Source organism: Sphingomonas sp. URJC2, from assembly GCF_059803575.1.
The window spans coordinates 15,296-33,712 of the sequence record NZ_JAPFGX010000030.1 but is presented as its reverse complement, the minus strand read 5'-3'; the positions used below and the strand labels follow the sequence as shown (position 1 = coordinate 33,712).

Below are 18,417 nucleotides of genomic sequence, written 5' to 3'. Positions count from 1 at the left end.
TTGGATCGCCGAAGCAGAACGTGCCTTGATGCGCCGCATGACCCCCGCCAAGCGCGGGCCAAAGGCGAAGGGGGCTGACTGATGGAATTAAGTATCGTGTCCCCGGAATTGGTGTCCCCGGAATTGCCCCTGACTTATCAGACAATGAAATGTTAGAAGCTTTTGAGGATTGGATTGCTGATGGTAGGGCAGGTCGATAGTATTGAGGAAGGAAGCTAAATGGCTGATATCGTCTATCTTGGTCAGGATGACCAACGTCCAGAAACCGATGAAAAAGACCCATGGTTGTTTATCGAACAAAAGAATGGAAAATATTTTGGTTATGGCGGTGCGTGGAAAAACTCAGGCGAGTGGGTTGGCTACGGCTCACTTAAAGAGGACGATGTGAGCTTAGATCTTGCACTGCAAGCAGCCCAAAAGTGGGCAGATCGCTTTGACGTCAAAACCATATTCGTGTTTCTGGAAAAGTAGATTAAGCGTGTTATACCTCGCTGTGAAAATTCCGGGGACACGATACTAAATATACCCGGTGCGCACGAGCTGATGGGCTGTTTGCATGGTTCGCCTGTCTCGCATCGTGATACCTGATGTTGCGCATCATGTGACGCAGCGGGGCAATCGTCGCCAGCAGGTGTTCTTTGGCGATGATGATTATGCGGCCTATCGCGATCTGCTTGCCGTGCAATGTGCGGCCCATGGTGTGGCGGTGTGGAGCTGGATCCTGATGCCCTGGGTCTGCAGGGCTGCCCTGAACTAGTCAGCATAACGGCCCCGGTCGCCCAGCAGGCATTGTGCCTTGGGCAGGGTTTCGAACAGGCCGCCGGCACCGATGTCGTCGCTCACCTGACCTGCTGTCATGAAGGGGCTGATCGGCCGTCCGTTGGCATCGGTTACGCCATGCAGCTTGATGCTCATGCCGCCTTTTGGTGCGTCCGATCAGCAATGGGCCTCGACGCCGGAAGTGCGCGCGAGAGCGGTCGAATTAGAGCATTTTCGAGCCGGGTGGAATCACCCGGCGACTCAGAAATTGCTGTAAATCAAAGGCCTGGAGCGGCCGATCCGATGCAGTCGGACCGGAAACCGCTCTAGGCGAAAAAGGTAGGTAACGGGTGGACAGCCGCCGGTTACTTCGCCTCCCGGTCCCGCGCACCCGGGCCGACATGTTCGTCGAGAAAGTCCTGGAGATAGCCGAGCGTATAGGCGGCATAATGTTCGCGGCCGGCCCACCAATGGCCGGTGTTGGACGGGATCGCCATTTCGAACTTCTTGCCCAGATGCATCAGCTTTTCCGACATTTGCAGCGTGGTCAGCAGCGGCACGATGTCGTCGTGGAAACTGTGCAGGAACAGCAGCGGGTCCTGCAGCTTCTCGCCATGTTTGAGCAGGCTCTGTTCGGTGAACACCTCCGGCCGGTCCTTGGGATAGCGCGACAGATGCTGGTCGCTGCCGAGGAACCGGGGCGGATCGACGGCCGGCGCGCCGGCCACGCCGGCGGCGAACACGCCGGGATGCTTGAACAGGGCGGCCAGCGTCATCAGCCCGCCATAGCTGTTGCCCCAGATGCCGATCCGCTTCGGATCGACATAGGGCAGGCTGGTCAGGTAATCGACCGCGCCCAGCAGATCGTCCAGATCGCCGCCGGCCCAATCCCCCTGAAACGCCTCGCGGAACGCGACGCCATAGCCGAGGCTGCCGCGCAGATCGACCTGAACGACGATATAGTCCTTCGCCAGCACCTGATGCTGCTGCAGCAGGCCGATCGGCCGCGCTGTCAGCCAGTTGTTGCGCGCGGTGTTCGAATAGATGTTGCCGATGATCACCGGATAGGATTTCGTCGGATCGAGATTGGGCGGCGCGATGATCCGCGCATGGACCTGAAAGTCGCCCGCCCGGCTGGGAAAGCTGACATAGCGCGCGCCCGCCCATTTGAAATCGTCGAACCCCGCGATCGGCGAGCGCGTCACCCGCCGCTCGCCGCCGCCGCGCGCCGATGTGACGAACAGCTCGGGCGGGTTCTGGTCGCTGCCGGAGATAAGCGCGATGTTCGCCCCGCTGGGGCTGTAGCTCGGCTCGTGCGTGCCCGCGCCGCTGGTGACGCGCACCGGCGTGCCGCCTTTGGCCGGGATGCGGTAGAGCTGGCGCTCATACGGGGTCGGGGCGGCGGCGAGGAACAGCAGGTCGCCGCTGCCGCGCACCGTCTTGATGCTGCCGTCAACGTCGAAGCTGTCCGGGGTGACCGGCCGCACCGCGCCGCCATCCGCCGGGATGGCCTTGATGCGATAATATCGGTCGGCGTCGGAGATCATGAAGATCTCCCGCCCGTCCGCGCTCCATTCGGCCTCGAACATCGAATAGATGCGCCGGGGCCGCTGGTCGTGCAGGATCTCGCGCACGCTCAGGTCGCGCGCATCCGCGACATGGATCCAGCGATGTTCGGCATCGTCGGAATCGCTCTGGATCAGCAGGCGATCGCCCCTGGGCGACCATTCACAGTCCAGAATCGACCGCTTGTCGGCGTCGGGCAGGCTGACAAAGGCCGGATCGGTCGCGCCCAGCGTCAGCACGCCCACGCGCCGCGTCTCCAGCGTGTCGCCCGGATAGGAGCGCCGCACCTTGTGCAGGATCGGCTCGTCGCCCTGCAAATAGGATGGGAAGGGCACGATGCGAACCTGTCGGCGATCGACATGGACAAAGGCGATCCGGTCCGACGCGGGCGACCATTCATAGGCGGTGATCGCCGCATCGGGGCCGACCATGCTGCCGATCGCCACCGTGCCGATGCCCGGCGCGCCGATGCGCGTGGCCTGCCGGGCCTCGCCGGTCGCAAGGTTCAGCAGCCACAAATCGCCCACTTCGACATAGGACAGCCAGCGCCCGTCGGGGGAGATTTGCAGGGACGATTTGCCCGCCCCGGCCTTGGTCAGCGCCTTGACCGCGCCGCCGCTGGCCGAGACCTGATGGACCGCGCCGGCAAAGGCGAAATAGACGCTCTTGCCGTCCGGGCTCCAGACCAGATCGGAAACGCCGCCGCGTTCGCGCGCGTCCATGTCGCGGCGCAGGGCGTCAAGGCTGGTCCCGGTCGGCCGCTGGGCGCCGAAGGCGACCGATTTGGCCGGGCTGTCCCCCTCCAGCCGGGTCAGGCGGCGCGGCGGGCCACCGGCGGCGTCGGCCACCCACACATCGCGAAACGGCCAGCCGCCGTCGTTCCACAGAAATGCGATTCTCTTCTCGTCCGGCGACCAGCGCGGTGCCGACGGCGTCGTCCCGGTCAGCATCGGCAGGGTCGCCAGCCGCTGCACCGATGGCGCGGCGTCCGCCCTGGCGGCGACCGCCTGCGCATCGGCGGCAATGGCCGGGCCGGCCAGCACTGCCAGCCCAAGGGCAGTGGCGGCCAGCAGCCGCGGCCAGTGGCGCAACCGCGCGGTGACCGGTCCGAACGCGAGATCCAAGCTGGGCTTATGCATGACGATCCTGTGACCCCCAAGGTGAAAGCTGAAGTGAAAGCCGGTTGCCGGCATAGGTGGAACGCGCCCCTGGCCGGGCACAAGCGCGAATGCGGGCCGCATGGCCCCCGACGTGATGTAACGGCACGGCTTTGTGAGCCACCTGCCTTTGCCGCCCTAAACCGCTGCCAGCGGGGCCGCGGTGGCCGCGCGCACATCGTCGGCGGTGATCCCCGGCGCGCATTCGATCAGCCGCAGCCCCGGCCGGTCGCAGGCCAGCACGCACAGATCGGTGACGATCAGGTCGACACAGCGCGCGCCGGTCAGCGGCAGGGTGCAGTGCTGGACGATCTTGGGCAGCCCGTCGCGCGTCAGATGCTCCATCACCACGATCACGCGCCGCACGCCCGCGACCAGATCCATCGCGCCGCCAATCCCCTTCACCTTCTTGCCGGGGATCGCCCAGTTGGCGAGGTCGCCTTGCGCCGACACCTGCATCCCGCCCAGCACGGCCAGGTCGATATGGCCGCCCCGGATCATCGCGAAGCTGTCGGCCGAGGAAAAGAAGCTGGCATCGTCGGTCGCGGTCACCGTCTGCTTGCCGGCATTGACCAGATCGGGATCGACTTCCTCTTCCAGCGGGAACGGCCCGATCCCCAGCAGGCCGTTTTCCGACTGGAAGGTCACGTCGATGCCCGCGGGGACATGGTTGGCAACCAGGGTCGGGATGCCGATGCCCAGGTTGACGTAGAAACCGTCGCGCAGCTCGGCCGCGGCGCGCGCGGCCATCTGGTCCCGTGTCCAGGCCATTATGCGGTCTCCGCCGGGCGGGTCGTGCGCTTTTCGATCAGCTTGGCGTTGATCGTGCTCTGGACGACGCGGTCGACATAGATTCCGGGGGTGTGGACATGGTCCGGGTCGATGCTGCCCACCGGCACGATCTCCTCTGCTTCGACGACCGTCACGCGCGCGGCGGTCGCCATGTCCGGGTTGAAATTGCGCGCGGTGCGCCGGAACACCAGATTGCCGGCGGCATCGGCGCGCCATGCCTTGATGATCGCCAGATCGGCGCGCAGCCAGCGTTCGCGGACATAGTCGATGCCGTCGAACGTCTCGACCGGCTTGCCCTCGGCGGCGAGCGTGCCGACCCCGGTCGGCGTGTAAAATGCCGGAATGCCCGCGCCGCCGGCCCTGATCCGTTCGGCCAGCGTGCCCTGCGGGGTCAGCTCAAGCTCCAGCTCGCCCGACAGATATTGCTGTTCGAACAATGTGTTGTCGCCGATGTAAGAGGCGATCATCTTGGCGATCTGGCGACTTTCAAGCAGCATCCACAAACCGAATCGGTTCGCCCCGGCATTGTTCGAGATGACGGTGAGCCTCTGCACGCCGGCGGCGCGGATTTCGGGGATCAGGCTTTCGGGATTGCCGGTCAGCCCGAAGCCGCCCGACATGATCGTCATCCCGTCGAACAGCACGCCGTCGAGCGCGGCGGCGGGGGAGGGGTAGATTTTGTTGCGCATCGCCGGTTCCCGTTCAGGCCTGATGGATCGCCTTGACGACCAGGAACGGGTCCAGCCCCTCGCGCCCGCCCTCGCTGCCAAAGCCGCTGTCCTTGACGCCGCCGAACGGCGAATCGGCGTTGCTGATCGCAAAGCCGTTGACGCCCACCATCCCGGCTTCGATCGCATCGGCGACGCGGTTGGCGCGGCGGCCATTTTCCGTGAACAGGAACGATGCCAGGCCATAGGGCAGGCGATTCGCCTCAGCGATCGCCTCCGCCTCGTCGGCAAAGGGGCGGATCAGCGCGACCGGCCCGAACGGTTCCTGGCGCATCACCTCGGCATCGGCCGGCACCCCGGCCAGCACGGTCGGCTGGTAGAAATAGCCATCGCCCGACCGCTGCCCGCCTGCCGCCAGCACGGCCCCGCGCAGCACCGCATCCTCGACCAGCGCGCCGACCGCTGCCGGCCGGCGCTGATGGGCGAGCGGGCCCATCGCCGTTGCCGGATCCAGCCCGTCGCCGACGCGGATCGCGCGCGTGCGGTCGGCAAAGCCGGCGACGAACCGGTCATAGATGCCGGCTTCGACATAAAAGCGCGTCGGCGACACGCAGACCTGCCCGGCATTGCGGAACTTCTGCGGGACGACGAGATCGAGCGTGCGGTCCAGATCGCAATCGCTGAACACCAGCACCGGCGCATGGCCGCCCAGCTCCATCGTCACCCGTTTCAGCCCGTCCGCGGCCAGCTTCATCAGATGGCGGCCCACCGGCACCGACCCGGTAAAGCTGATCGCGCGGATCACCGGCGATCCGAGCAGATGGCGGCTCACCATGTCGGGATCGCCGAACACCAGCTGCGCGACATCGGCGGGCACGCCGGCATCGATCAGGCAGGCCATGGCGGCGGTGGTGCAGCCCGGCGTCTCTTCCGGCGGCTTGGCGATCACCGAACAGCCGGCGGCCAGTGCCGGGGCGAGCTTCTTGATCATCAGATAGACGGGGAAGTTCCACGGCGTGAACGACGCGACCGGCCCGACCGGCTGGCGGATCACGATCGAACGCGCACCGGTGGGGCGCATCAGCACCCGGCCTTCGATGCGCACCGCCTCGCCCGCATAGAAATCGAGCAGCTGGGCGCTCGCCTCGACTTCGCCGCGCGCCTCGACCAGCGGCTTGCCCTGTTCGCGGGTGAGCATGGTAGCAATCGCGTCGGCACGTTCGCGCATCAGCGCCGCCGCGGCGCGCAGCACCCGCGCCCGTTCGCCGGGATCGGTGTCGCGCCAGCGCGCAAAGCCGCGCGCGCTGGCGGCAAGCGCCCGGTCGAGATCGGCAGGGGTGGCGAGCGGCACTTCGCCCAGCACCGCGCCCGTTGCCGGGTTCATCACCGGACGCGCCTCGCGCCCTTCGACACCCTGCCATGCGCCATCGACAAACAGCTTTGCTTCGGCTTCGTACGTCATGCCATCCTCGTTGCGCCGGGCGGTGCCGGCCGATGTTTTTTGTTCACATAGCGCCCAAAAGTTCGCTTTACGAGCAAAATGCGTTCGTCTAGGTTTTGTCACATGACAGCATCGCTGCACGGCAAAACCATTCTCGTCACCGGCGCATCCAAGGGGATCGGCGCCGAAATCGCTCGCGAGCTGCTGGCTGGCGGCGCCTATGTCATTGCCCATTACGGCGGCGACCTGGCCGGTGCGGAGCGCGCCATCGCGACCGCCGCCCCCGGCCAGGCGATTGCCATCCCCGCCGATCTGGGCGAACGCGCGGCCACGCTTGCGCTGTGGCAGCGGGCGCTCGACTGGCGGGGGCGCATCGACGTGCTGGTCAACAATGCCGCGACCATGCCGTTCGACGGCGGCTTCGATGCCGATGACGCCGCTTTCGAAGGCGCGTGGGACCGGGCGCTCGACGTCAATGTGCGCGCACCGGCGCGGCTGATCCGCGCGGCGGTCAATCATTTTCTGGAAGCCGGGGGCGGCGACATCGTCACCATCTCCAGCTGGGCGGCGCAGCGCGGCGTGACCAACCCGGCGACCATTGCCTATGGCGCGTCCAAGGCGGCGGTCCGCTCGGCCACTCAGTCGGTCGCGCGCAGCTATGCCCGCCACAATATCCGCGCCTATGTCGTGGCCCCCGGCGTCGTGCGCACGCGGCTGTCGGAAGAGTTTGCCGCCACCCAGGGCGGCGAGGACAAGGTGTCGGCAACGCTGGCGAGCGGCGAATGGGTCGATCCCGCAGAAGTTGCGCGGATCGTCGCGTTCCTTGCCAGCGGTGCCGCGCCGCAGCTGTCCGGCGCGACGCTCGACGTCAACGGCGCGACCTATATCCGCTAAATGCGCGTCGATCTGCCTGGACTCGCGCGCCGCGACCGCTTCTCGATCAGCTTCGAGGGGCGGGCGATCGAGGCATGGCCGGGTGAAAGCGTTGCTGCGGCACTGATCAATGCCGGCGAGTCCGCGATGCGGACGACGGCGCGCGGCGCGCCGCGCGGCCTGTGGTGCGGGATGGGCGTGTGCGGCGAATGCCGCGTGGTCATCGACGGCGCGGTCGCGCGGGCGTGCATGGCAATGGCCAAGCCCGGCCAGGTCGTGGCGCGCGCGCCGGCCCGGACGGTGCCTGCAACCGCAGCGACCGGCGTGGAGCCGGGCGCGGCGCTGACCCCCGATGTGCTTGTCGTCGGGGCGGGGCCGGCGGGCCTTTCGGCCGCGCGGGCGATGGCGCGGGCCGGCCTGTCGGTGGTCGTCGCCGATGAACGGAACAAGGCCGGCGGCCAGTATTTCAAGCAGCCCGGCAGCGGTTTTGCCGTCGATGACGCGCGGCTCGACCGTCAGTCGCGCGAGGGGCGGCAATTGGTCGCCGATGCCGGGGCGGCCGGCGTCAGCTTCCTTCACGGCGCGACGCTGTGGGCGGCAAGCCTTGATCCCGATGGTGCGCCGGTCGTCTATCTGGCCGATGGGCAGACCGCCCGTGCGGTCCGGCCCCGGCGGCTGGTGCTGGCGATGGGGGCGTATGAGCGCCCCTGGGCGGTGCCGGGCTGGACGCTGCCGGGGGTGATGACGTCCGGGGCCGCGCAGACGCTGCTGCGCGCTTATGCCAGCGCACCCGGCCAGCGCGTGCTGGTGGCGGGCAACGGCCCGCTCAACGTCCAGGTCGCCGCCGAGCTGGCGCGCACCGGCGTCGAGGTGGTGGCGCTGGTCGAGGCGGCTGCCGCCCCCGGACTCCGGCAAGGTGCCGATCTGGCGCGGATGGCGCTGTCCGCGCCCCGGCTGGTGGCGGACGGCGTGCGCATGACCGCGCAGCTGCGCCGCCACGGCGTTCCGACATTTCATGGCCATGTGGTGACGCGCATGGCCGGGGACGGGCGCGTCGAAACGGTCGAGATCGCCCGCATCGGTGCCGATGGCATCCCCGATCCGGCGACCGTGCGCAGCTTTGCGGTCGATGCCGTGTGCCTTGGCTATGGTTTTCTGCCGCAGGTCGAGGCGGCACGCGCGCTCGGCTGCGCGGTTGCCGCCGATCCGCGCGGCGGGCTGATGGTCGTGCGCGACGATGATGGCGCGACATCGGTGCCCGGTGTGCGGGTGATCGGCGATGGCGGGGGGCTGGGCGGGGCGCGCATAGCGCTTGCCCAGGGCGTGATCGCCGCCGCCGCCATCGCAGCCGAACTGGGGGGTGCCGTGCCCGCGCCGGATGTCGGCCGGGCGCGGGCCGATCTGGCGCGGCATCGCCGGTTTCAGACTGCGCTGTGGCGGATCTATGCCGTTCCGCACCTGCCCGATCCGCCGGCCGAGGCGCTGGTCTGCCGCTGCGAAAGCGTGACCGCCGCGGCCGTCGATGTCCTGCGGGACACGGGGGCGGCCGATCTGGCGGCGATCAAGCGGGCGACCCGCGCCGGCATGGGGGCCTGTGGCGGCCGCTATTGCACGACGCTCATTGAGGCGCGGCTGGCCGCTGCCCAGGCACCCGGCGGATTTGCCCCGCGTGCGCCGTTCAAGCCGGTGACCATCGGCGAAATCGCATCGCTGGCCCAACCATGATCGCCCGGCTGCTGCACCTGATGCTGATCGCGCTCGCGGTCGTCGTCGCCGTGCCGGCATCGGCGCGGACGATCGACGAGATCCGCCGGTCGGGCGAGATCCGGATCGGCGTCAATCCCAATTTCCCGCCGATGAGCAGCTATGGCGACGACAATCAGCTGAGCGGTTTCGACGTCGATGTCGCGCGCCGGCTGGCCACCGCGCTCGGCGTCCGGCTCGCGCTGGTGCCGACCGAGGCGGCGCAGCGTGTGCCGTTCCTCGTGTCCGGGCGGATCGACGCATCGATGGGCGCATTGACGATCACGCCGGAACGGCAGGCGCTGATCGACTTCACCATCCCGCTGCATTCCGAGGCGATGGGCGTGATCACCACCGACCGGGTCACCGCGGCCCGCTGGGAGGATCTGAACCGCCCCGACATCACCCTCGTCAACATGCGGGGCAACCAGTCGGTCGAGGTGCTGCGCGGCAAGCTGCCGCTGCCGCGCCGCCTGCTGGTCGACGGCAATGCCGATGCGATCCGCGCGATCGCGCAGGGGCGGGCGGACGCGCTTGTCGAGAATACCGATTTCTTCCTCGGGTTCACCCGGCTCTATCCCGATGTGAAATGGCGCGTGCTGCCCGAACCGATCTTTGCCGCCTGGTGCGGAATCGGGGTCGCCAAGGGCAATCACGGCCTTCAGGTCGCGCTCGACCGGGCATTGCACCGGCTGCACCGCGACGGCACCGTCGCCGGGCTGTGGCGGCGCCATTACGGCGCGGACATGAGCGTGGCGGTGGGCGCGGCGCAGATCGCGCCGGCGCTGCTGCCCCGCCCGGCCGCTGCGGCGGTCGCGCCCGGATACCGGCTCGACTGGGCACCGGTGCTTGCGCAGCTGCCCTATCTGCTCGGCGGCGCGCTGGTGTCGTTGCAGATCGCGTTCCTTGCCTTCTGGGCGGGGGCGGCGATCGGCCTCGCCGGTGCGGTGGCGCTGCTCTATGGCGGGGCCGGGCTGCGGCGCGGCGTCGGCGGCTATGTCGCGCTGTTCACCAACACGCCTGCGCTCGTGCAGATTTTCCTGCTCTACTATGCGCTGCCCGATGCGGGCATCAAGCTCGGCTCGTTCACGGCGGTCGCCATCGGGCTGACGCTCAACGCCGGGGCCTATCTGACCGAGATCATCCGCGCCGGCGTCGCCTCGGTGCGCCGGTCGGAGCTGGAGGCGGCGGCGGTGCTGGGGCTGGGCCGGGGCGATCTGCTCGTCCATGTCATCCTGCCGCACGTCATGCGCACCGTCTATCGCCCGCTGGCGTCGTTCTTCATCGTGCTGGTGCTGGGCAGTTCGATGGGCGCGCTGTTCGGGGTCGAGGAGCTGACCGGCCGGGCGATCAACATCAGCACCGCCAGCCTGCGCACCATCGAGACATTCACCATGGCCGGGCTGATCTACATCGCGCTTACCCTGATCGCCTCGGCGGCGCTGGCCGCGGTCGGCCGGTCGCTGTTCCGGGTTCCGGCGGGGGGCGGCCGATGATCGACGCGATCCTGGCCGCTGCGCCGCGTTTCTTCTCGCTCGGCACGGCCGAGTTCCTGATCGGCGCGCTGCTCCGCACGCTGTGGATGACGGTGATCGGCTGCGGCCTCGGCTTCGTCCTTGGCATGGGCATCGCCGTGCTGCGCCGGTCGCGGATGCGGGTGCTCGCCCCGGCGCGGGTCGTCGCCATGCTCGCGGTCGAGACGTTCCGCCGGCTGCCCTTTCTGGTGATCCTGATCCTGGTGCTGTTCGCCACCCAGATCCTTGCTCCGGGGCTGTCGCTGCTCGGCATCGCGACGGTTGCGATCACGCTCGCGGCCACGGCCTATCTGTCGGAAATCATCCGCGCCGGGTTCGATTCCGTCCCGCGCCAGCAGGTCGAGGGGGCGGAAGCGCTCAATTTCTCGGCCAGCCAGACGCTTTTTCTGGTCGTGCTGCCGCAAAGCTGGCGGGTGATCCTGCCGCCGGCGGCGGCGTTCATGGTCATGTTCGTCAAGGACACGTCGCTCGCCTCCTATCTGGGCGTTGTCGAACTGACCTTTGCCGGCAAGATCCTCGTCAACCGCGGCTATCCGCCGTCGCTCGGCTTCGGCGCGGTCCTGCTGCTTTACTTCGCGCTGTCCTGGCCGCTCGGGCGGCTGGCGCGGCGGCTGGAGACCCGACTTGCACCATCTCGACATCCATGACCTGAAGGCCAGCTATGGCGGCAAACCGGTGCTGCACGGCGTCACTTTGTCTGCCGACAAGGGTGAGGTGGTCAGCCTGATCGGCCCGTCCGGATCGGGCAAGAGCACGTTGCTGCGCGTCCTGATCGGCCTGACCCCGCCCGATGGCGGCACTGTCTGCGTGGCCGGCGAGGGGGTGGATTACGGCCACCGCGCCGGGCTGCGCGCGCTGCGCCGGCGCATGTCGATCGTTTTCCAGCAGTTCAACCTGTTCCAGAACATGACCGCGCTCGACAATGTCGCCATCGCCCCGATCAAGGTGCATGGCGTGCCCCGGCGCGAGGCCGAGGCGCGGGCGCTCGATCTGCTCGCCAGTGTCGGCATGGCCGGCCACCGCGATCATTATCCCGAACAGCTGTCAGGCGGGCAGCAGCAGCGTGTCGCGATTGCCCGCGCGCTGGCGGTCGAGCCGGAAATCCTGCTGCTCGACGAGGTGACGTCGGCGCTCGACCCCGAACGCGTGGGCGAAGTGCTCGACACGATCCGGACGCTGGCCGGCAGCGGCATCACCATGCTGCTGGTCAGCCATGAAATGGCGTTCGTCCGCGAAATCTCGACCCGCGTGGTGATGATGGATGCGGGTCAGGTGGTCGAAACCGGCACGTCCGAGCAGATTTTCGGCGCGCCCGAGCAGGCGCGCACCCGGTCATTCATCGGCTCGATCATCCGCCACGCGGGCTGAATGCATCAAGATCGAGGCCAAGCGGGCAGGGCCTGCCCTGGACCTGACTGGCGATCGACCGTGCCGCCGCCGGCCCGCCGGTAAAGCCCATCCACGGGACATAGTTGATGAACGCGCCCGGCGACTGCGGCAGTTCGCCCAGAATCGGCAGCCAGTCCGCCGTGCCGTTGACGAACGCCGCCCAGCTGCGCACCAGCCGCAGGCCGGCAATGCCCGGCACGACCCCGCAGGCCACGGCCAGATTGCGCGACAGATTGTCGATGCTGACGACCGGGCGGCCGGCCTGATCGAGGTCCGCGGCCCAGCCCCCGCCGATCAGGATGCTGCCGACACGGGTCTGCTTCATCGTCAGCTTTTCGCCCGCGCAATAGACCAGATGCGGCACCAGCGGCTCGGCCGGTTCGGTCACGCTCACCTGAATCGGAAACGCCTCGATCGCCAGCCGCGCACCCAGCGCCGCCGCCAGCGTGCCGGTTTCGGACCCGGCCGCGATCACGATGCGCGGGGCCTGCCATGCGCGCCCGCCGGCGGCGACGGTGTAGAGCGGCCCGTCGCGCCGGATCGTCGCCGGCCCGCCATGCGTCTCGATCACCGCCCCGGCGGCGCGGGCGGCCGCGGCATAGGCGGTCGCGACCAGCAGCGGATTGGCCTTGCCCTCGATCGGGCAAAAGGCCCCGCCCATGATCTTCGGGGCCAGATAGGGCGCGCGTGCCCGCACCGCGCGCTCGTCGAGCAGTTCGACCGGCAGGCCCGCCGCCCGCTCGATCTCCGCCTTGGCCTCGATCTCCGCCATCTCGGTCGCATCGGCACCGACCAGCAAGCCGCCGCCAAAACCGATTTCCAGATCGGCCCCCAGATCGTCCTCGAGCGTCTTCCAGAGCCCAAGCGAGGCGATGAACAGCCGCACTGCCGGACTGAAGCTGCGCGCCCAGTCTGCCCCCAGATGCCGGAACGGATCGTGCGGGATCTGGGCATGCAGGCTGCCGGCATTGGCGCTCGATGCGAGGCCGTTGACCGATGCCCGTTCGACCAGCCGGACGCGGACGCCGTCGCGCGCGAGATAGCAGGCGGTCGCGCATCCCGCGATTCCGCCGCCGATCACGATCACATCATCGGCGCCGGCAACGCGGCCGCCGGCCCGAATTCCAGCGTCAGCAGCCATCAAATCTTGCCCGGCGGAGCGGCATTTGCATCGATCCCGTCTTGTCAGCGAAAAAGTGGGCGCTATTGTTACAAATGTTCGCAGAACGCATCAATGGGCAAAGCCATCGGGACAGGGTGGCCGAGCCGCAGCTCAGAAAGCAGGGACCAATGAAGACATTCCGCGGCAGCTACACCGTCGCGGTCACGCCGTTCAATGCGGACGGCGCTGCGGTGGATACAGGGGCGCTCAAGGGGTTCATCGACTGGCAGCTGGAATGCGGCGTGCCCGGCATCATCATGCTCGGCACGACCGGCGAGTTCCTGACCATCAGCCCCGAGGAACGGCGGTTAATCGTCGAGGAAACGGTGCGCCATGTCGACGGGCGGATGGATGTTCTGGTCGGCACGATGGACGCCTATACGCCGCGCGCGGTGGCGTTCAGCCGCGAGGCCGAGGCGCTGGGTGCCGACGGGCTGATGATCATCCCGCCTTATTACTACACGCCCACCGATGACGAGATCTTCGCCTATTACCGCGCGATCTGCGAGGCGGTGAACGTGCCGATCATGCTCTACAACAACCCGGTCACGTCCAACCGCGACATGAGCGCGGCGCTGGTCGCCAAGCTGACCGATGCATTCGAGCAGGTCCGCTACATCAAGGAAGCGAGCATGGACGTCGCCCGCGTGTTCGACATTGTCGAACAGACGCATGGCAAGATGAACGTGTTCGCCGGCGAGCGTCCGGTCGAGAGCTTCCTGCTCGGCGCGGTCGGCTATGTGAACCCTTATGGCAATTATCTGCCCTATTCGACGACGCGGATGTGGCAGCTGCTGGAACAGGGCCGCATCCATGACGCGACCGCGATCCAGGCGCTTGTCCACAAGGCCGACAAGATCATCGCCGAAGGGCATCCGACCTATGGCCATCAATGCTATTCCAAGGCGCTGGCGGCGGCGGTCGGCCATCCGGTCGGCGATGTGCGTCCGCCGCTGACGCGCTTCTCGGAACTGGGCGACGAGGGCCGGCAGCGGCTGAAGGCGATCCTCGCGATCTTCGAGCAGATCGACGCGCTGATGGCCGATATCGACGCGCGCAGCCAGGACATGGAAAGCGCGGCCGCGTGAACCCGGACACGGCGCTGTTCGCGCCCTTTGCCTGCCGCGGCGCGACCTTCCGCAACCGCATCATGCTGTCGCCGATGTGCCAGTATGTCGCCGAGGATGGTCACGCCACGGCCTGGCACCGCGCGCATCACGCCCGCTTCGCGCTGGGCGGCCTTGGTGGCGCGGTGCTCGAGGCGACGGCGGTGACGCCCGAAGGGCGGATCACGCCGGGCTGTCTGGGCATCTGGTCCGATACGCATGTCGCGGGGCTGGCGGAGATTGTCGGCACCTATCACGATCACGGCGTCACCGTCGGCATCCAGCTGGCCCATGCGGGCCGCAAGGCAAGTGCTGCGGTGCCGTGGGACGGGGCGCAGCCGCTTCCCGCCGACGATCCCCGGGCGTGGCAGGCGCTGGCTCCGAGCGCCGAGCCGTTTCTCGATGGCTGGCCCGTGCCTCAGGCGATGGACGAGGCGGCGATCGAGGCGGTGATCGATGCGTTCGTGGCCGCCGGGCTGCGCGCGGTCGCCGCCGGCTTCGATTTTGTCGAGGTGCATGGCGCGCACGGCTATCTGCTGCACAGCTTTGTCTCGCCGCTCAGCAACCGCCGCAATGACGGCTGGGGCGGGGACGAGGCCGGGCGCTTCCGGCTGCCGCTTGCCATTGTCGCGCGGCTGCGCGCGGCGCTGCCGCCGGCGATGCCGATCTTCTACCGGCTGTCGCTGTATGACGGCGTTGCGGGCGGGCTGGTGGTCGACGACATGGTCCGGCTGGCCGCCGCGCTCAAGGCGGCCGGGGTCGATGTGGTCGATTGCTCGTCGGGCGGGGTGCGCGGCAGTTCCGGTGTCGCCGACATGCCGCCGGGGCCGGGCTATCTGGTGCCGGCGGCCGGGCGCGTGCGCCGCGAGGCGGGGGTTGCGACCATGGCGGTCGGGCTGATCGTCACCTCGGAGATTGCGGCGGCGGCGGTCGACCGGGGCGAGGCCGATCTGGTCGCCATCGGCCGCGAGCTGCTGGCCGACAGCAATTTTGCCTATCGCGCGGCGATGGAGCTGGGCGTGGCCGACGCGCACAAGCTGCTGCCACGCAATTATGCGTTCTTCCTCGAGCGTCGAAAACTTCGCGAAAGATAGCCCATGACCCGGTTTGCCGCCCTTCTGCTCGGTTCCCTGTCGCTCGTTCCTGCCGTTCCTGCCGGGGCGGAGGTCGCCACCCCCACGCTGCGCCAGCGCGCCGAGGCGCAGGACCGGCTGGTCAGGGCGCGGCTGGATCAGCTGGTGCCGCAGCTGATGCGCCGCCACGGCGTCGACATGTGGATTATCGTCGCGCGCGAATATGCCGAGGATCCGGTGCTGCGCACGATGCTGCCGGCCACCTGGATGTCGGCGCGGCGGCGGATGGTGCTGGTGTTTCACGACCGCGGCCCGGCGCAGGGGGTGGAGCGGTTCGCGGTCGCCCGCTATCCGGTCGGCGACTTTTTCACCGCCGCCTGGGATCCCGAAACCCAGCCCGACCAATGGGCGCGGCTGGGCGAACTGGTGCGCGCGCGCGACCCGAAGAAGATCGCCGTCAACATCTCCGAGGAAACCGGGCTGGCCGACGGCCTGACCGTCAGCCAGCACCGCCAGCTGCTTGCCGCATTGGGGCCGCTGGCCAACCGGGTGGTCAGCCATGACACGCTGGCGATCGGCTGGCTGGAAACGCGCACGCCCGAAGACATGGCGGTCTATCCAGCGATCATGCGCGCCGCGCATGAGCTGCTTGAAGAAGGGCTGTCGGAACGCGCGATCGTCCCCGGCGTCACGACGACCGCCGATCTCGTCTGGTGGTATCGCGAGCAGCTGGCGGCGCGGAAGATGGATGGCTGGTGCCAGCCCAGCGTGACGATCCAGCGCCCCGACAAGGGCGGCCCGGCCATCGGCAACCAGACGGTGCCGCGCACCGACACCATCGAGCCGGGCGATCTCGTCCATGTCGATTTCTGCGCCGGCTATATGGGGTTGAAGACCGATACTCAGCGGCTGGCCTATGTGCTGCGCCCCGGCGAAACCGCGCCCCCGGCCGGGCTGGTCGCCGGCATGGCCGCCGCCAACCGGCTGCAGGACATCGTTGTTGCCAATTACCGCGCCGGCATCACCGGCAACGCCCTGCTGGCGGCGGCGCGCAAGGATGCGCTGGCCGCCGGGCTGACGCCGATCATCTACAGCCACCCGATCGGCCAGCACGGCCATGGTGCCGGGCCGTGGATCGGGCGCTGGGAAAATCAGGCCCCGCTGGCCGGGCTGGGCGATTACCGGATCAACGCCAACACCGCCTGGTCGATCGAGCTGGCGGCGATGCACAAGGTGCCCGAATGGGGCGGGCAGGAGGTGCGGTTCGCGCTTGAGGTCGACGGGTTTTTCGACGGCAACAGCTTTCGCTGGATCGACGGCCGCCAGACCCGCCTGCACCTGATCCCGCGCCAGCCTGCGCCCTGAACCGGGCGACCCTGAAGCCCGGACGGCCGATCCGCTGTTATCGGATCGGCCGCGCCCTATCTGGGGTCAGCGCATCTTCCTGACCTGATCGTCCTTGCCGGTCATTTCCCAGCGGATGAGCGCGATGGGGATCACGCCCGCGGCGATGAAGCGGTCGTGAAACGCCGTCAGGTCGAACGCATCGCCCTTGGCATGGCGTTCCTCGGCCAGCAGCTGTTCGACCTGCAACTTGCCGAAATAATAATTCAGCCCCAGCCCCGGCTGCCGCAGATACAGCGCCATGTCGTAGATCGCGGTATCGTCGGTCAGCTCCATCCATCTGGGCGTCCGCCCGGTCAGCGAAGCCAGCGCCTCGTCGAAGCTCCATTCATTGGCCTGGGCGAGCAATTCCGCGCGCAGCCGCGCGGCGCGGTTCGCCTGCAGCACATAATGGATCTCGCGCGCCTTGGGCCGGGTGTCGAGCCAGCCCGCCTGGAGCAGCATCTCCTCAAGGTAAAAGGCCCAGCCCTCAAGCCGGCCGCTGTCGAGAAAGCCCAGCCGCTCCCCGCCGCGCAGCGGACGCCGGTCGCGCTGCTGATAGGCGCTGTCGAAGATGTGGCCGGGCAGATTGTGCGCGCGCAGGCTGCGCGGGTCGCGGTCCTCGGCCTCGCGGAAGAAATTGCGCGTGACCGGCGGGTCGAACGGGCCGGGCGCGGCGGGGTCCTGATTGGCGGGCATCACATAAGGCCCCTCGGGCGGGGGCACGGTCAGCCAGTCGGGCACGGTGAAGATCTTCTTCGCCTTCAGAAAGCCGAGCAGCTCGGTGTCCGCCTCGCGGCGCAGCGTCTCGAACGCATCGAGGCTGGTCACCGGCGCGATCATCGGGCTGCCGCGATGCTCATGCTCCTCGATCGCGAGGAACGCCATGCTGCGTTCCCATTCGCGCTCGCCCAGCACCATCATCTCGTCGGTGGTCCAGGGATAGAGAAGGACGTGGCGCAGATACCAGTCGAACTCGGCCTTGCCGATGCCCGCCTTGGCCGGGACATGGGGCAGCCGGCCCTCCAGCCATGCCGCAAAGCCATCGGATGCGCGGGCGGCGGCCTCGGCCGCCGGGGCGAGTTCGGGGTGATGGGCCTTGAGCTGCACCGCCATCCGGCGCAGCACGCGCGCCTCGATCCGGTGATGGGCGATGCCGAGCTTTGCCAGATCGCCGCGCAGGTCGGTGAGCGTGGTTCGCGCCGTCGCCAGCACGCCGGGGATCGCCCGCAGCCGGGCGGCCAGCGTCGCCCGCGCCGCACGGTCGGTAACCGGCAGGCGGGGCGGGGTGAAGGCGCTGGGTGCCTTGGGCCCCCAGCCCAGATCGAGCGTCGACCACCAGACCGGATCGCGCGCCCATGGCCGGAGCGTCCGGTGTTCGAACGCCACGCCGCGCATCTCGGCAAGCGCGATCATCAGATCGACCCGCTCGGGGATCGGCCAGCCGCTGTCGTCCATCGCTGCGATCCGCTTGACCGCGTCCTCGGCCGCGCGCGCCCGCGCCGCCAGCGCCGCCTCCGACACGTCGGGCGCATGATCGCGTACCGGTATCGTCACCGCCGCGCGCGCCGACTGATAGAGGCTGACCAGATCCGCATGGGTGGCGGCGGCGGCCGCTGTCGCGCTGGCGCTCGCGACCAGCATGGTCGTGGTTGCCAAAGCGCGGAGAAAACCTGTCTTCATCTGTCGAATCCCCTGTTGCGGTTACAGGGAAACATGCCCACGATGCGAACGCAAGTTCGCAGTGCGGCTAAATCGGAGGTTGGCGAC

16 protein-coding genes and 1 pseudogene are annotated in these 18,417 nt (G+C 68.3%); 10 read left to right on the top strand and 7 right to left on the bottom strand.

What is annotated here, in order from left to right:
* The first annotated feature begins 219 nt into the window (after positions 1-219).
* Together OPU66_RS11185 and OPU66_RS11180 are read left to right on the top strand one after the other, a co-directional pair.
* Complete coding sequence (locus tag OPU66_RS11185) at positions 220-471, top strand: hypothetical protein (protein WP_498553732.1); 252 nt, start codon at positions 220-222, stop codon at positions 469-471.
* A gap of 85 nt (positions 472-556) precedes the next feature.
* Positions 557-757: a transposase gene (locus tag OPU66_RS11180; protein ID WP_498553731.1), complete on the top strand. Its 201-nt coding sequence runs from the start codon at positions 557-559 to the stop codon at positions 755-757.
* Here OPU66_RS11180 and OPU66_RS11175 read toward each other — a convergent pair.
* The 5 genes and pseudogenes from OPU66_RS11175 to OPU66_RS11155 all read right to left on the bottom strand — a co-directional run.
* Positions 757-940: pseudogene (locus tag OPU66_RS11175) on the bottom strand (IS5 family transposase); the annotation flags it as partial. The gene OPU66_RS11180 and the pseudogene OPU66_RS11175 overlap by 1 nt on opposite strands.
* A 184-nt stretch (positions 941-1,124) precedes the next feature.
* Positions 1,125-3,464: a S9 family peptidase gene (locus OPU66_RS11170; RefSeq protein WP_498553730.1), complete on the bottom strand. Its 2,340-nt coding sequence runs from the start codon at positions 3,462-3,464 to the stop codon at positions 1,125-1,127.
* Between the two features lie 156 nt (positions 3,465-3,620).
* The gene (locus tag OPU66_RS11165) at positions 3,621-4,253 is read right to left on the bottom strand and encodes a 3-oxoacid CoA-transferase subunit B (protein WP_498553729.1); all 633 of its coding nucleotides are present in this window, start codon (positions 4,251-4,253) and stop codon (positions 3,621-3,623) included.
* On the bottom strand, positions 4,253-4,963 hold the full coding sequence (locus OPU66_RS11160) for a CoA transferase subunit A (RefSeq protein ID WP_498553728.1): 711 nt from the start codon (positions 4,961-4,963) through the stop codon (positions 4,253-4,255). Before OPU66_RS11160 ends, OPU66_RS11165 begins: the two co-directional genes overlap by 1 nt.
* Positions 4,964-4,976: 13 nt before the next feature.
* Positions 4,977-6,404, bottom strand: coding sequence for an NAD-dependent succinate-semialdehyde dehydrogenase (locus OPU66_RS11155; RefSeq protein ID WP_498553727.1), 1,428 nt, complete (start codon positions 6,402-6,404; stop codon positions 4,977-4,979).
* A gap of 102 nt (positions 6,405-6,506) precedes the next feature.
* Between OPU66_RS11155 and OPU66_RS11150 the strand changes: the two genes are divergently transcribed.
* From OPU66_RS11150 to OPU66_RS11130, 5 genes are read left to right on the top strand one after another with little or no spacing between them, the layout of a single operon-like run.
* Complete coding sequence (locus OPU66_RS11150) at positions 6,507-7,277, top strand: SDR family NAD(P)-dependent oxidoreductase (RefSeq protein ID WP_498553726.1); 771 nt, start codon at positions 6,507-6,509, stop codon at positions 7,275-7,277.
* The gene (locus OPU66_RS11145) at positions 7,278-8,981 is read left to right on the top strand and encodes an FAD-dependent oxidoreductase (RefSeq protein WP_498553725.1); all 1,704 of its coding nucleotides are present in this window, start codon (positions 7,278-7,280) and stop codon (positions 8,979-8,981) included.
* Positions 8,978-10,495 (top strand): ABC transporter substrate-binding protein/permease, encoded by a 1,518-nt coding sequence (locus OPU66_RS11140; protein WP_498553724.1) that lies wholly within the window; start codon positions 8,978-8,980, stop codon positions 10,493-10,495. The genes OPU66_RS11145 and OPU66_RS11140 overlap by 4 nt, the downstream gene beginning before the upstream one ends.
* Entirely contained in the window at positions 10,492-11,181 is a 690-nt protein-coding gene (locus OPU66_RS11135) for an amino acid ABC transporter permease (RefSeq protein ID WP_498553723.1), read from the top strand. The genes OPU66_RS11140 and OPU66_RS11135 overlap by 4 nt, the downstream gene beginning before the upstream one ends.
* A complete protein-coding gene (locus tag OPU66_RS11130; RefSeq protein WP_498553722.1) occupies positions 11,159-11,902 on the top strand; it encodes an amino acid ABC transporter ATP-binding protein in 744 nt (247 codons plus the stop codon). The genes OPU66_RS11135 and OPU66_RS11130 overlap by 23 nt, the downstream gene beginning before the upstream one ends.
* Here OPU66_RS11130 and OPU66_RS11125 read toward each other — a convergent pair.
* A complete protein-coding gene (locus tag OPU66_RS11125) occupies positions 11,883-13,010 on the bottom strand; it encodes an NAD(P)/FAD-dependent oxidoreductase (protein ID WP_498553721.1) in 1,128 nt (375 codons plus the stop codon). The genes OPU66_RS11130 and OPU66_RS11125 overlap by 20 nt on opposite strands.
* A gap of 203 nt (positions 13,011-13,213) precedes the next feature.
* On the opposite strand from OPU66_RS11125, the gene OPU66_RS11120 reads away from it, so the two are divergent.
* From OPU66_RS11120 to OPU66_RS11110, 3 genes are read left to right on the top strand one after another with little or no spacing between them, the layout of a single operon-like run.
* Complete coding sequence (locus OPU66_RS11120; RefSeq protein WP_498553720.1) at positions 13,214-14,173, top strand: dihydrodipicolinate synthase family protein; 960 nt, start codon at positions 13,214-13,216, stop codon at positions 14,171-14,173.
* Positions 14,170-15,285: an NADH:flavin oxidoreductase/NADH oxidase gene (locus OPU66_RS11115; RefSeq protein ID WP_498553719.1), complete on the top strand. Its 1,116-nt coding sequence runs from the start codon at positions 14,170-14,172 to the stop codon at positions 15,283-15,285. Before OPU66_RS11120 ends, OPU66_RS11115 begins: the two co-directional genes overlap by 4 nt.
* A 3-nt stretch (positions 15,286-15,288) precedes the next feature.
* Positions 15,289-16,629 (top strand): M24 family metallopeptidase, encoded by a 1,341-nt coding sequence (locus tag OPU66_RS11110; RefSeq protein WP_498553718.1) that lies wholly within the window; start codon positions 15,289-15,291, stop codon positions 16,627-16,629.
* Positions 16,630-16,695: 66 nt separating this feature from the next.
* Here OPU66_RS11110 and OPU66_RS11105 read toward each other — a convergent pair whose 3' ends face one another.
* On the bottom strand, positions 16,696-18,330 hold the full coding sequence (locus OPU66_RS11105; protein WP_498553717.1) for a DUF885 family protein: 1,635 nt from the start codon (positions 18,328-18,330) through the stop codon (positions 16,696-16,698).
* Positions 18,331-18,417: the final 87 nt, after the last annotated feature.